Source organism: Dokdonia sinensis, from assembly GCF_003688895.1.
GTDB lineage: Bacteria > Bacteroidota > Bacteroidia > Flavobacteriales > Flavobacteriaceae > Dokdonia > Dokdonia sinensis.
On the sequence record NZ_REFV01000009.1, the window covers coordinates 101,243 to 115,356 of the forward strand.

A 14,114-nucleotide genomic window follows, 5' to 3' on the forward strand; every position below is an offset into this window, starting at 1 on the left:
CTAAAAACTACAATCTTTTAAAAACTACTTGAATGAAAAAATTACTCTTTATCTTTTCTTTTGTGACGGCAATTGCTGTTTATGCACAAGAGCCCGACTTAAATTTTATAGAAGGAGAAGTCTTGGTGGCTATAGATTCTCCTCTTGCCGATTATGGCGTTGAAGATCTTATGAATGATACTTCTAGGATTCAATTTAATTACTCAAAACAACTGTCAAAGACATTGAATATTTGGCAATTAAAGTTTGACATTTCCAATGGAATAGACGAAACCTACGTCATCAATCAATTGATGAAAAATCCATTAGTTAAGTACGCACAGAAAAATCATATAGTAAAATCAAGATCTACTGTACCTGATGATCCACTTTTTGCACAACAATGGCAATATCTTCAAGATAGTGATGGTGATATAGATGCAGATCTTGCTTGGGATATTACTACTGGCGGTACAACTGTAGATGGACACACTATCGTAAGTGCAGTAGCAGATGGTGGTTATCAATTAAATCATCCAGATATGGTAGATCGTTTTTGGGTAAACGAAGCTGAAATTGAGGATAATGGAATTGACGATGATGAGAATGGATTTATAGATGACGTAAATGGATGGAATGCTAACAATAACACAGATAATTTACCTGTAGATTCACACGGAACTGCAGTTGCTGGGATTATAGGGGCTAATGGGAACAACGGTATAGGAGTTACTGGAGTAAATTGGGATGCAAAGATTATGGCAACCCTTAGTTCAGGTAATGAAGCCATCGTTGTAGAGTCTTATGATTATGCACTTCAGAACAGATTAAAATTTAATGAGACTAATGGTGAAGAAGGAGCTTTTGTCGTTGTGACAAACTCTTCTTTTGGTATTGATTTCGGAGACCCAGCAGATTTTCCACTTTGGTGTGATATGTTTGATACTTTAGGTCAAGCTGGCATTTTGAGTTGCGGGGCGACGATTAATGGAAACCAAAATGTCGACGTAGTAGGAGATGTTCCTACAGCCTGTCCTAGTGATTATCTAATAAGTGTGACGAATACTAATAGGCAAGATCGCAAGGTTGTAAGTGCTGGCTTTGGTGCAGAAACTATCGATCTCGGAGCACCGGGTCAGGGAACTTTTACTATAACCTCTGGGAGTTCTTATTCAGCCTTTGGGGGTACTTCTGGGGCTACTCCTCACGTTGCGGGGACAGTTGCGCTTTTATATTCTGCGCCTTATGAGGCCTTTATGGAAATGGCTCTGGCCGAGCCTGCAGAGACGGCATTATTAATAAAAGAATATATCCTTAATGGTGTAGACCCAAATGAAACTCTTGAAGGAATTACCGTCACGGGAGGAAGATTAAATGCAAACAATAGTTTGCAATTGTTAAGAAGTGATTTTGATCCATTAAGTGTTGATGAAGCTAGAGTACAAGGTGTTAGTATATATCCTAACCCAACAACTAACGTACTTAATATCTCAATAAAGGATGGTTCAACTTGGGAAACAGCTACAATTTACGGTGTGGATGGTCGACGCTTAAAAGAGGTAAAGAACACAGGAAATTCCCAAATAAGCACAGCATTTTTAACGCCTGGGACTTACATTCTTAAAGTCGCTAGTAATTCAAGTGAATCAGGAAAAACGTTATCTCGATTATTCATAAAAAACTAATTTAAGTAATTCTGAATACGAGGCGCCGAAGCCTTTGAAATTCTGATAATCAATATATTAACATTTTGGAATCGATTAAAACGCCCTCCTAGGGCGTTTTTTTTATATCTTTAACATAAAGTTTAATATTTTTATAGACTTGATTAAATTGAATCCTAACAAAAAAACTACAAAATGTTAAAAGTTACAAAAATCCTAGCCGTAACACTTCTTGCTTTAGGAGGAACAGCGATGGCTCAAGAAAGAGGAACAGCAGGTCCTGGAAGCGCAGGAATGTTATCTAATCCAGTAAGTGTTCCAAGTATTGCAGAGCAAGCTAGAACTGGTAAATTAATCTTTGCTGATGACAGTAGACCATCTGGAGCACGTCCTAAGAAGAGAGTAGGCCCAAACTTACCAATAGGCAAAGGAAGCAAAAGTGCCGATTTAGCACTTCAAAAAAATTCAGCTACAAGAGCTGGAAGAGCTCCTAGTTTAGTGTTTGATGCAGATGAGCAAACATCGGCTGGGGTAACAGACCCTACAGGAGCCGTAGGTCCAGACCACTTTATTGGTGCGTGGAATTCTGCTTTTAGAATATTTGATAAGGAAGGAAATCCACTTACAAATGAAATGTCTTTGGGTTCTCTTTTTGCTGGTAATACATTAGGTGATCCTATTGTGTTTTTTGATCCATATCTGGACAATGAGCCTGGAGAACCTAGGGGACGGTTTGTTATAACTGAATTCGACAGTTCTCCAAACGGCATAAATATAGCAGTATGTAAAGGACCAGACCCAGTTAACGATGGATGGTGGGTTTATACTACAGGTTTTGAAACTGGTGGATCTGGCACAAATAGTCCAACTTTTCCAGATTATACTAAATTTTCAGTTTGGGCCGATGCCTACTACGTTACAGCTAACATAAGTAACACTCCTGGAAGTCCTAATAATTCAGACAAAGTCTTCGCTTTAGAGAGAGAGAAAATGGCCAATGGAGAAGAGGCTCAGTTTGTTGGATTTCCACTTCCTGGAAAATCTACGGCAAACTTTTTTAGCCCGCAAGGTTTTACATCTACCGGGGGATCTGAATCTGAGCCAGGAAACTTTTCTGTAGTTTATTTACAAGATGACGCGTTTAACGGAATAAATGATGATCACTTAAAAGTTTGGACCTTTAATGTAGATTGGGAAGACACTTCTAATTCAACTGTTTCAGATCCAGCGCAAATTATTGAAACTGAAGATTTCATAAGCGTTTTTGATGGAGGAAGTTTTTCAAATCTTCGACAGCCTAATGGTGTTTCAATTGATGCTTTAGCATTTACCATTATGAATCAAGCTCACGTCAGAAAATTCGACGGGTACAATTCAGCTATTTTTAACTTTGTTGTAGATACTGACCCAGGTGCGGGAAATGCAAATGAACTTGCTGGAGTTCGTTGGTATGAATTAAGACAAACCGCTCAAGGTGAGCCTTGGGAAATTTTTCAGGAAGGTACGTACACAGCTCCAGATGGTCGACACGCTTTTTCTGCAAGTATGGCGATGGATATTTATGGGAACATAGGGATGGCATATTCCTCAGTAAGTGATACGGAGAGTTTATCTATCCGTTATACAGGAAGGCTTAATGGAGATCCGTCTGGAGAGATGACCATAGAAGAAGAGCTGATAGGACAATCAACTCGAGACGCATCATCCAATCGAGTTGCTGATTACGTACATTTATCAATCGATCCAAAGGATGATTTGACTTTTTGGCATATTGCTGAATATTATAATCCCAATAAGCGGAATGTAGTTGGTGTTTTCGATCACGCTCAGCCCACAGCAAATGATGTTGCCATAATTGACACAACTCCCAATTCAGGCGTTTTGGATGGTCCTCAGACTATTTCTGTAACTATTCAAAATTATGGTACAGAAGCTCAATCTAATATTCCAGTAAGCTATCAAATCAATGGAGGTGACCTTGTCGAAGAGGAATGGTCTGGAACATTGGCGCCCGGTGAAGTAGTGATTTATGATTTTGAAGAGCAGGGTGAATTTTCACCTAATGGTGCTCTTTCTAGAATAGAAACTAGGACCAATCTTGCAAATGATAACGTTCCATTTAATGATATATATGGTGAGAATGTTAAAAATGATGCAGTATTGTCGCTCGATGATTTATTTATAAATAATGCGGAGCTTAATATATCTTCGACTGATAATAATCATTTTGACGTTTTGGTGAGATCAAATTATTCTGAACTATTACAGATTACAGTCTATGATTTAAATGGAAGGCTCTTAATGTCTAATTTTATGCCTAATAATGGTAATAAATTTACTTATCAGTTGGATATGTCATACGCAGCGTCTGGAGTATATCTTGTAAAAGTAGGAGAAAAAGACTTTGAAAAAACCTCGAAGATCTTAGTTAAATAATTGGAATACTATCTAATATAAAAATGGCTGCCGTTTTTGAACGGCAGCCATTTTTTTTAGCAAAAGTGTAGTTTACATTGCCTTAATTTTAATAATACGTATTGGGTTTGCTTTCTCACAGCGGTTCATCATTCGAAGTGCTGCAAAAGTAAACTCAACTTTCATCCCGTCCTTTTGGAAGCTTTTATCTATGTTTTGAGGATCTAACATACGTCCGTCATCGGTCTTTATAACATACTCGCAATCTCCTTCCTTATCTGAATATACAATGCTTCCCAGAGTTGTGTTGTCATCTATTCCTACTCCATATTGAACTTCTTTATTACTTTCTGTAGTAGTCATTGTTTCCTTTTCGTTAGTTGTTTGATGAGTCGCTGTTTCCGAACATTTACAAGCTCCCAAAGTCAAAAATACTGCAGCCAGAATGCTAAGGGTTATAATTGATTTTTTCATAAGTATGGTTTTTAGGTTGTCTGGGTTTTACAATGGCTTTATCGTTAAAGGTCGTAATAAATTTTAAAAGAACGCCTTTAACTGAACATTCCCCGTATGTATTGTACTTGAGTTCTCACTCTTCCTGCCAAAATACGATACATTTAAATCAAGAAACTTCGTTAGTCTTTTCTGCGCAATAAGGTTCCACGTAAAATTTGTTCCTGGTTGTAGGCCTTCTAAAATTTGATAAGCTACGGGAGAAAATGGACTTCCCTCAAAAGTGTTGTCTATATACTTCGCTTCTCCAGTTAACGATAACTTCTCTGCATCTGCAAAGGCAAAAGCGATGCCAAGATTATTTTGTTGCAACTCCTCTAGTTCCCCAATCCTATTCTCTTTGTTCTTAAACTCGTAAAAAGCCGTGATTCTGGACTGCTTCCCAAAGAGATAAGAAATCTTAGGATTTACTCCATAAGTGTCGAGCTTATAGTTACGAGAAACAAAATTTTCAGCAAAGCTTTCATTCGTTCCCAGCTCGTTCTGAACATTAAACAGCCAACTCTCCTTAATCTTATGCAAGAAATTGAGTTGATGACTGGTCAGATCATTCTCTTGTAACCCTGTAGAAAGTAGGTTTTTTGCTTGGGTCGAAACATAGGTATATGAAGTTGTATATCGTTGTTTTCCGCGATTGAAGAAAAGCGTATTTCTAAAATTTATGGACGCGCCTATCTCATCTTCATCGTCATTAAAAGGATTAATACTAAAGGATTCTCCATCTCGCAACGTACGTTTATCCAAAATATAACTCGTCTGATTATAAAACAGCGAAAGAAATTTTTTCAACCCCTTTTGTCCAGACCATTGTTGCGGGTTTAAAGTCAACTGCTGGCTCAACCTGTTTTGGTGCGTTTTTACAAAAATCTGATTGGGCAGTAGCACTCTTATGAAATCTGCCTCATCCTGAAACTGGGCAATTTCAAACTCCTCCAGTTGTTGCACACCATCATCATTATAATCATTCCACGTATGCGTGCCCTGACCTTCATCTACCGCGACAAATGTAAATTCCTGTTGGGGTTGGGTACCGCTATTGGTTTCAAAAACCGTGTTCCAGCGTATGATATCGTTTGCAAACCGTTGATCGTAAAGCAATCTAGAATTGAGCGAATTCTCATTCGGTCGATTGTCTTCAAATTTTAATGTTCTATAATTAGCAAACAGCGAAAGGCTCGTTTTTTCATTTTTGATGAGTTGTGACTTGAGGAAATACGTATTGGACGATGTCACGGGTACGATGCGGTTGTTGCGTATACTATCGCTTTCGCGAAAGCGGACCCCCACCTCCACAAACACCTTAGTACTGTCACCCACACCCACAAAACCTTCATACTCCTCAAATCGCTGACTATCTGGCGTCAAAGAATCATTGCTCTTTATGAGCCGTTCATTGTCCTCCGCCTGAAATTTCCCGCCTACCCAAGCCTTTTTCAACCCATATATCACCGAACTGTAGATGCGAGAAAAATCGGAACGCGCATTAGTAGCGGTACTTTTTAGGGTGCTTCCCAGCAGTTGTGCCCGGATTTTTTCAGTATTGAGGTTTGCATTTATGGTATGGCGCTTACCGTTATAAAAATCTTGAAAATCTAAATTTTGATACTGGTAAACCGCATTTCCCTTACGATGATTAAAGCGCAGTCCAGAAGTCAAGAAACTCTGGTCGCCCAGCAACGTTCCATTTGCGTTAGAGAGTGAAGTGTCTAGATTCCAGTCCCGGTTGAACTCAACATTGTAAAGCCCTTCTATATTTACAAATTCCTCCTGTATGTAATCGTAGTTTGTAAAACCCGTTAGCCTGCTTGTGCTGTCTTGCGTAAAAATGCGCTGCTCTGCTTCTAGGTGTCCAGCAAAACCATCATTATCATTATCGTCAAGGTCTGAAAAAAGGTTAACGTCGTTTTTACTTCCTGAGGCTTCAAATTTTATATTCGTTTTTTCATTTGGTGTGTATTTCCCATTCACAACGGCAAGTTGCAGTAGGGTAGGAGCAAAGAGTTGTACTTGTGGGGCATAGTTTCCTTGAGGAACGCCATTTACAGGAGCCACATACTCAAACGTGCGTTGCAAGGTCGTGGTCGTACTAATGATGTAGTCTCCCTGATTATCACCTACGAGACTAAAACGTACAGTAAACAGTTCCTCATCTGGGTCCGTGCTAAACTCAAAGACCTCTACGCCATTTACTATGGTCTTGCGATATAATACTTTGTTTTCAGAAAAAGTGTCTTCTATGGCACTTGGAGCGATTGCTTCGTCCATATTATCTCCCGCGAGTTGAAGCACATCTACTTGTTCTTCGCTTAAATTTTGTTGCAATGGCTGATTCTTAAGGTCGGATTCAGAATAAACGTGAGCCCCTATTTGAAATTTATCGGTTTCCGTAAAACTTCCTCCCCCGTAGGCCACAAAACGAGTATACCTACGCTCAGAAAATTGAAATTCTACCTGTATACGCATTTCGCTCGTGATGGGGTAGGTGGAGTTAAACCGTATTTCGCCCGCATTATAATCGATGATATAATCTTCGGTTTCTCCACGTTCTAGCAGGATGCCGTTTACGTACACACGCTCGCTTCCTGAGATGACCAGTACAAAAAGTTCGCCGTTAGGTCCTGTAAGCTTATAAGGTCCCTGATTTCCTTCCTGACCCACAAAATTACTTTGGGTAAACACACCGCGCACTAACGCTCCAGTAGCAAAGAGATTCGTCTTGCCGTTCTCAGAATGATTGAGATCTCCAGAAAGGGAAAGGCCTTGGATTTTCTTTGTAAAACTCCCGAAGTATGAATCATTATTCACCAGATTGATATCTCCCGCACGTATGTTCCAGTTGTCCGAAAATAGCTCGATAAAGATTTGGTCAAATTCATCCAGATTTTGAGAATAGCCACCCTCTTGTTGCGGGATGTTGGAGTCCTGCAACGACGCTCTGAGTGTGACTTTATCATTCAGCTTTCCGCTTATCTGGAGATCGAGTTCAGAGTTTAAAGTGCTGTTTTGATTGTTTCCCACGGTGACGCCACGCACGATACTTCCGCTGGTATTTAGGCCTTCAAACGGGGTAAATGTGGGACTGTTTTGAGCACCATTTATGCTGTACAATCTGTTTCGGATACCTTTGTTCTGGACGATGCGGTCACGGCTGTAAAAGGCATACTCACGAGTCAGAAAATCGGGATAGACGGTGTATTGAAAAAGGAGCGTGTCTGGGGTTTCAGATGTTTTCGCTTTAAGCTTAAAAATACTACGTGCATAATCTATGGTGTACCGACTACTATCGATAAGGGTACTGTCTGTTGCGCTTACGCGAAAACGTGCTGGATTGATAGAAACCGAATCCAAAACCACAGAATCTCGTACGACCACTTTCTTAGTACGCACTTCCTGAGCCGAAAGTACCGTAGTAAAAAGAATGAAAAGTAGGATAAAACCGTAGCGCATTACCTGTAAAACTCGCAGTTGAGAATATTATTTTAAGGAGCTAAAGGTATGTTTTTCCGTTCTAAAACTTTAAGCTTGCTTTAACGCCTTTGGGAAGTCGAATTTCTATTTTAGCACATTAAAGTAAATTGGACGCTTATGAAAATCATTTCTTACAATGTAAACGGCATACGCGCGGCGATGCGCAAAGGTTTTATAGACTGGCTACAACAGGCAGATCCAGACGTCATCTGCATACAGGAAACTAAAGCTACCCCAGAACAAGTAGATACAGAAGCTATTGAGGCTGCTGGTTATAAGCATTACTGGTTTAGCGCACAAAAGAAAGGATATAGCGGGGTTGCCATTTTTACAAAATTGGAGCCAAAAAATGTGGTTTACGGGACTGGAATAGACTCCATGGATTTTGAGGGTCGTAACATCCGACTGGATTTTGAAGATGTTTCGGTAATGAGTTTGTACTTGCCTTCGGGGACCAATATTGCAAGGCTGGAACATAAACTAGAATATATGGCGATGTTTAAAGCGTATGTAGATGAACTAAAAAAAGAGGTGCCTAACCTTGTCATCTGTGGTGATTACAATATCTGTCACGAGGCCATTGACATACACGATCCTATTAGGAATAAAAATACAAGTGGCTTCTTACCCGTGGAGCGCGAGTGGATAGGAGACTTTATAGACAGTGGCTTTGTAGATTCCTTCCGCCATCTCAATAAAGACCCACATAATTATACCTGGTGGAGTTATCGGGCAAATTCACGAGCAAACAATAAGGGCTGGCGCATAGATTATAATATGGTAAGCGAACCTCTAAAAGAAAATATAGAAAGAGCCGTTATACTTTCAGATGCAATGCATAGCGACCATTGCCCACTTATGGTAAAATTAAATCTCAGCAATGGCTGAGATCTCAAGAACGAATAAATTATTTTGAAAATGATCAAAAAAGCCCTCATCCTATTAGTTGCAGGAGTCCTGATGACTTCCTGCGTATCTTCAAAAGTGTACAAAGACCTAGAAGGGAAGTACAACAGGCTCCGCAAGGAAAATAGAACCTTGGAAACAGACCTTTCGGTAGCGCAAAAGGAACTTAAAAAATTGAGAAGTGACTATAGCGCTACAGAGGAGGCTCTAGAGGCTGCAATGCAACGGTATGATGAGCGTAATAGGGAGTACGCTTCCGCGAAAGCGAACTTAGAAAACTTACAAGCTTCCTACGATGCATTAGAAAAGAACAGTAGCGCCAGTATCGCCGAAAACTCCAAGAAAAACCGCGAACTCCTCGCCGAACTGGAACAAAAACAAAAAGATCTCGCCGAAAAAACAGCGGCCCTAGATACCGAGCGTCGCAGACTAGAGAGCCTACAAAATGACCTCGCAGACCGTTCTGCCAGAATAGACGAACTCGAAGGATTGATCGCAGCCAAAGACGCAAAAATGCGCAACCTTAAAGACGCTATCTCAAAAGCCCTAACAGACTTTGAAGGAAAGGGCCTCACCGTCGAGCAACGCAATGGTAAGGTTTATGTTTCTTTAGAAAACAAGCTTTTATTTGACTCTGGAAGTTGGAACGTAGGAGCAAATGGAAAGAAAGCCGTAAAACAATTAGGAAGTGTCCTCGCCCAAAATCCAGAAATCGCTGTTCTCATCGAAGGACATACAGATGACGTGCCTTACGGCGGTGGTGGCAACCTACAAGGCAACTGGGATCTTTCGGCGAAGCGTGCTACTTCTATTGTAAATATCTTACGAGAAAATCCGTCTATAGACCCAAAAAACCTTACCGCTGCCGGTCGTGGAGAATATGCACCTGTTGCTCCTAATGATACCCCGGCAAACAAAGCAAAAAATAGAAGAATTGAAGTAATCTTAACACCTAAGCTAGATGAGGTAACCGCCTTGCTGGAGGATGTAGATTAGATAATTGAATTAATAACGGCTCCCCACCCACTGTTCGGGAGGGGTGGGGTGTTTCCTCATTTTAAGTCATAACTATAATAACAAAAGATTCCCGCCTTCGTGGGAATGAAAAAATCACTAAATGCGATACACAACACTACCCACTACAGACATCAAAGTCTCAAAAATATGCCTAGGCTCAATGACTTGGGGCGAACAAAACACGGAGGCCGAAGGTCACGCGCAATTAGATTTTGCTCTGGATAATGGTGTCAACTTCATTGACACGGCAGAGATGTACAGCGTCCCGGGAAATGCAAAAACGCAGGGAAGCACAGAAACCATCATCGGAAACTGGTTTGCCAAAAATGGTAATCGTGATAAAGTGGTACTTGCTTCTAAGGTGACGGGACCTAGTCCTACATTTACCCACATAAGAGAAAATCTAGGTTTCTCAAAAGAGGCGATAGATGATGCACTACACAAAAGCTTAAAACGACTACAAACAGATTATCTAGACTTATACCAATTGCATTGGCCAGAGCGTAATACGAATTTCTTTGGACAACGAGGATATACCCACAAACCAGATGAGCAATGGGAAGATAATATTGCTACTATTCTAGAGAGATTGAACGAGCATATCAAAGCTGGTAAAATCCGTCACATTGGGTTGTCTAATGAGTCGCCTTTTGGTGTGATGCGCTTTATGGAAGAAGCCCGTAAAGGCGCTCCTAGAATGCTTACGGTACAAAACCCTTATAATCTATTGAACAGAAAAGATGAAGTAGGACTTACCGAAGTACTGCAGCGGGAAGATGTGGGTCACTTGCCATATTCACCACTCGGGTTTGGCCAACTCACAGGAAAGTACCTGGATGGTTATCCTAAGGATGCACGTGTAACGCTCTTTCCTAACTATAACCGCTATCACAGCGATAATGGTTTTGAAGCAACAAGGCGCTACAAAAAGATAGCAGATGATCACGGCTTGAGCCTTACTCAAATGGCACTCGCCTTTGTAAACGATAGAACTTTTGTGACCTCAAACATCATAGGAGCAACCTCCCTAGCGCAACTTGAAGAGAATATAAATAGTATAAACGTGACGCTTTCTAAGGAAGTGTTAGAAGCGATTGATAAGGTGCACGGGGATATTCCTAATCCTGCGCCTTGATTTGGAGAGGAGTTATTTTAATTTTTACACTTTCGCGAAAGCGAAAATCTAATATTCACACCATCAACTCACAAAAGCACTGTACCCCGTAATCGCTCTTCCCACGATAAGCGTATTAATCTCTTTTGTTCCTTCGTACGAATAAATAGCTTCGGCATCTGCCACAAAACGTGCGACATTGTATTCTAGGAGGATACCGTTACCACCCATCACCTCGCGCGCCCGACTTACTACGTCACGGGTGCGCATACTGCAAAAGACTTTGGCCAGAGAGGCGTGCTCATCTGTAAGCAGTTCTTGATCCTGTAATTCCGAAAGACGGAAACATAATGTTTGCATCGCAGTAAGATTAGAAAGCATTTCGACCAAGTGATTTTGAATGAGTTGGAAGGAAGCAATAGGACGACCAAACTGCTCTCGCTTCTTTGTGTATTTAAGTGCATTCTCATAAGCACCTCTTGCACATCCTACCGCTTGCCAGGCCACGGCTGCACGGGTCATTTTTAACACTGCAGCGGTGTCTTTAAAGGAGTTTGCGTTCTGAAGGCGGTCACTTTCTGGGATGCGACAGTTATCGAGAGTGATCTCTGCGTTTTGAACGGTGCGTAGCGCCATTTTGTTTTCCATCTTGGTCGCTGTAAAGCCTTCGGTCTCCTTGCGTACCAAGAATCCTTTTACCTGATTAGAATCCTCATCTCTTGCCCAGATAATCACCACATCTGCAAAAGTGGCGTTGCCTATCCATTTTTTATTTCCGTTGAGGATCCAGGTGTCTCCATCTTGCTTGCAAGTGGTTCCTAGTCCACCTGCGGCGCCAGAGCCCACTTCTGGTTCGGTGAGTCCAAAGGCTCCTATCCTTTCCATACGTTGCATTTTAGGGAGCCATTCTTGTTTCTGTTCCTCACTGCCACATAAATAAATGGATCCCATCGCAAGACCACTGTGCACGCCAAAGAAAGTAGAAAGCGAAACATCTACCCGCGCAAGTTCCATCGCCATAATACCTTCCATTAAAAAAGTCTCTCCAGGACAACCGTAACCTTTATAGGCAAGTCCTGCTATATTGAGCTTTGCCATTTTCGGGATGATGTGATGCGGGAACTCTGCACGGTTCCAGAAGTCGTTTGCAATAGGTTGTATCTCATCCTCCATAAAGTTGCGCACTTTTATCTGAATCTTGCGTTGTTCTGGAGTGAGCTGTAAGGCGAGGTCATAAAAGTCTCCATCAATGGGAGGAAGCTTATGTTGCCCTTTCTTGCCCTGACTCTTAAGCATTTTCATCAGGCCCTTGAGTTGGCGATCATCGAGTTCGCCTACGGCGGCCATTACTTCGGGGAGATCTATTTTCTTAGAAATTTTTGCAATAGCATCGAGGTCGACTTCTTTCATTAAAGCAAACGTCTGCTTGACCTTTGAGAATATGGACATAGTAATTAAGGATTGATTTCCTTAAAGATAGCACAATCCCGATGTTGGATTTTAAAAAGAAACGTTAATTAAGCGATATAAAATTTAATGAGGATAGAATGATAAAGGTTCCTAGGGGATCTCTTATTCTAGCCTGAAACTATGTTATGATTCAGTATGTGGTCCGGGACAAGTGATACGATACATTTATTAGCGTTTACTCGATTTTTATACTTAGAAATAGAAAGAAATTATACTAATGGATACAGATTTTTGCGCCTGAAAAATCTTTAGATAGTTCCTTTTTACGCTTTCGCGAAAGCGGAATCCCAATACACACAAACTGAGGCATTATTATTAAAATCCCTAGCGTAAACTTGCCTTGCTGCGTGTTGCGTGATCAGATAGGTAGCCTTAACCGCTTATCGCGGTTCAAGAGTATTTTCAGAAGAGCCGTAGTGGTCAAAGAAAATAAGAATAGAGCACATTTTTAAATATAAATGTTGATGTATTGCGTTTCGCCAAACAAATTTTAAAACTAAAGTCAAACCTGGGAATCAACATGAGTCGTACGGCGATGTGCTTTATTGAAAGTAAGAAGCTGAAAAGTCAAAATACGTAATGCGTTATAAATTAGCGTTTTGTTAAAATGCTATAAGAAAATTCTTTCAAAAAAGGAGTGTATGTTCCCTGTTTTCCTCTGAATAACGTTCACTTTGTCCGAATTTTACACTTGGATTTAGGACATAAGGGTTTTTTTTGTCGACGAAATACAAGTTATGCAGTTTTTACACGACCCAAATTTTTCACATTCTTTTTTTCTTGATGTAACAAGAATTGATTATCAACAGGATATGCCTGCCCAAGTCATTAATGATTATGGGTACAGTTATATTATGTTCAGGTACGGTACTATAGATGCTTTTGACCACAATGGAGCACAAGTTGCGGTTCCTGAAAAGTTTATCAAAGGAACAGGAGATTTTTTTACGGTCAAAGCCTATAAAGAAGCCACGTGGATCTCTATCGAACTGCCTAACCATATTCTTCATTCCATCACTAAAATACACGGTGTTAAAAATCGAAACAAACTCATTGATCTTTCACTCTATGTAGATGATGATACGCTAGATAGTTTATATCATAAACTTGCCACTGCGATGACGATAGAAGATATTACAATTATTACAGATCATCATTTGAGGTCTTATTATAAAGAATGGAGTGTGTTGTATCCCTCTGTAGAAATTGTAAATCACATCTTCCATAAGAAAGGTAAAGTCACCGTAAGCGAGCTTGCTGATAGATTTCCCTATTCTGAGCGTACCTTAGGTAGAATGTTTTTAAAAGAGGTAGGAGCACCTCCCCAGCGATTTGCAAACCTCGTCAGATTCAATAATGCGATACGAGCATTAGAAACTCAAGAGAATGAGTCGCTACAATCTATACTTGAGAAATTTGACTACTACGATCAATCTCATTTTGAGAAAGATTTTAAAAAATTTCTTGGTCAAAATATAAAGGAGTACAAAAATGAGTTCAACCCTTTGCTGTCTAATGCGCTAGCTAGAAAATATGTGAAGCTGGATCTATAGAAGAAATCTTTTTTA

Annotated in this window: 9 protein-coding genes; 6 read left to right on the forward strand and 3 right to left on the reverse strand. The window is 40.4% G+C overall.

Annotated elements, in window-relative coordinates:
• The first annotated feature begins 32 nt into the window (after nt 1-32).
• Both EAX61_RS10445 and EAX61_RS10450 read left to right on the forward strand, forming a co-directional pair.
• Nucleotides 33-1,664 carry a S8 family peptidase gene (locus EAX61_RS10445; protein WP_121917633.1) on the forward strand — a complete coding sequence of 544 codons (1,632 nt, stop codon included), beginning with the start codon at nt 33-35 and terminating at the stop codon, nt 1,662-1,664.
• A 174-nt stretch (nt 1,665-1,838) separates the two neighbouring features.
• Entirely contained in the window at nt 1,839-4,079 is a 2,241-nt protein-coding gene (locus EAX61_RS10450) for a T9SS type A sorting domain-containing protein (RefSeq protein ID WP_121917634.1), read from the forward strand.
• Nucleotides 4,080-4,151: 72 nt separating this feature from the next.
• On the opposite strand, the gene EAX61_RS10455 is transcribed toward EAX61_RS10450, so the two are convergent.
• Together EAX61_RS10455 and EAX61_RS10460 are read right to left on the reverse strand one after the other, a co-directional pair.
• Nucleotides 4,152-4,532, reverse strand: coding sequence for a hypothetical protein (locus tag EAX61_RS10455; RefSeq protein WP_121917635.1), 381 nt, complete (start codon nt 4,530-4,532; stop codon nt 4,152-4,154).
• A gap of 63 nt (nt 4,533-4,595) precedes the next feature.
• Nucleotides 4,596-8,018 (reverse strand): hypothetical protein, encoded by a 3,423-nt coding sequence (locus EAX61_RS10460; protein ID WP_121917636.1) that lies wholly within the window; start codon nt 8,016-8,018, stop codon nt 4,596-4,598.
• 138 nt (nt 8,019-8,156) lie between these two features.
• On the opposite strand from EAX61_RS10460, the gene EAX61_RS10465 reads away from it, so the two are divergent.
• The 3 genes from EAX61_RS10465 to EAX61_RS10475 all read left to right on the forward strand — a co-directional run bounded on the left by EAX61_RS10465 (nt 8,157) and on the right by EAX61_RS10475 (nt 11,097).
• Nucleotides 8,157-8,927 carry an exodeoxyribonuclease III gene (locus tag EAX61_RS10465; protein ID WP_121917637.1) on the forward strand — a complete coding sequence of 257 codons (771 nt, stop codon included), beginning with the start codon at nt 8,157-8,159 and terminating at the stop codon, nt 8,925-8,927.
• Nucleotides 8,928-8,957: 30 nt separating this feature from the next.
• Entirely contained in the window at nt 8,958-9,941 is a 984-nt protein-coding gene (locus EAX61_RS10470; protein WP_121917638.1) for an OmpA/MotB family protein, read from the forward strand.
• A 121-nt stretch (nt 9,942-10,062) separates the two neighbouring features.
• On the forward strand, nt 10,063-11,097 hold the full coding sequence (locus EAX61_RS10475; protein ID WP_121917639.1) for an aldo/keto reductase: 1,035 nt from the start codon (nt 10,063-10,065) through the stop codon (nt 11,095-11,097).
• Nucleotides 11,098-11,160: 63 nt separating this feature from the next.
• Here the strand turns inward: EAX61_RS10475 and EAX61_RS10480 are convergent, their stop codons facing one another.
• Nucleotides 11,161-12,525, reverse strand: coding sequence for an acyl-CoA dehydrogenase family protein (locus EAX61_RS10480; protein ID WP_121917640.1), 1,365 nt, complete (start codon nt 12,523-12,525; stop codon nt 11,161-11,163).
• Between the two features lie 758 nt (nt 12,526-13,283).
• Here EAX61_RS10480 and EAX61_RS10485 point away from each other — a divergent pair.
• Nucleotides 13,284-14,099, forward strand: coding sequence for a helix-turn-helix domain-containing protein (locus EAX61_RS10485; protein WP_121917641.1), 816 nt, complete (start codon nt 13,284-13,286; stop codon nt 14,097-14,099).
• The last annotated feature ends 15 nt before the right edge of the window (nt 14,100-14,114 follow it).

Coding starts and splice junctions, on each gene's coding strand:
- EAX61_RS10465 (WP_121917637.1), top strand. CDS start 8,157: ATGAAAATCATTTCTTACAATGTAAACGGCATACGCGCGGCGATGCGC.
- EAX61_RS10445 (WP_121917633.1), top strand. CDS start 33: ATGAAAAAATTACTCTTTATCTTTTCTTTTGTGACGGCAATTGCTGTT.
- EAX61_RS10485 (WP_121917641.1), top strand. CDS start 13,284: ATGCAGTTTTTACACGACCCAAATTTTTCACATTCTTTTTTTCTTGAT.
- EAX61_RS10455 (WP_121917635.1), bottom strand. CDS start 4,532: ATGAAAAAATCAATTATAACCCTTAGCATTCTGGCTGCAGTATTTTTG.
- EAX61_RS10475 (WP_121917639.1), top strand. CDS start 10,063: ATGCGATACACAACACTACCCACTACAGACATCAAAGTCTCAAAAATA.
- EAX61_RS10480 (WP_121917640.1), bottom strand. CDS start 12,525: ATGTCCATATTCTCAAAGGTCAAGCAGACGTTTGCTTTAATGAAAGAA.
- EAX61_RS10460 (WP_121917636.1), bottom strand. CDS start 8,018: ATGCGCTACGGTTTTATCCTACTTTTCATTCTTTTTACTACGGTACTT.
- EAX61_RS10450 (WP_121917634.1), top strand. CDS start 1,839: ATGTTAAAAGTTACAAAAATCCTAGCCGTAACACTTCTTGCTTTAGGA.
- EAX61_RS10470 (WP_121917638.1), top strand. CDS start 8,958: ATGATCAAAAAAGCCCTCATCCTATTAGTTGCAGGAGTCCTGATGACT.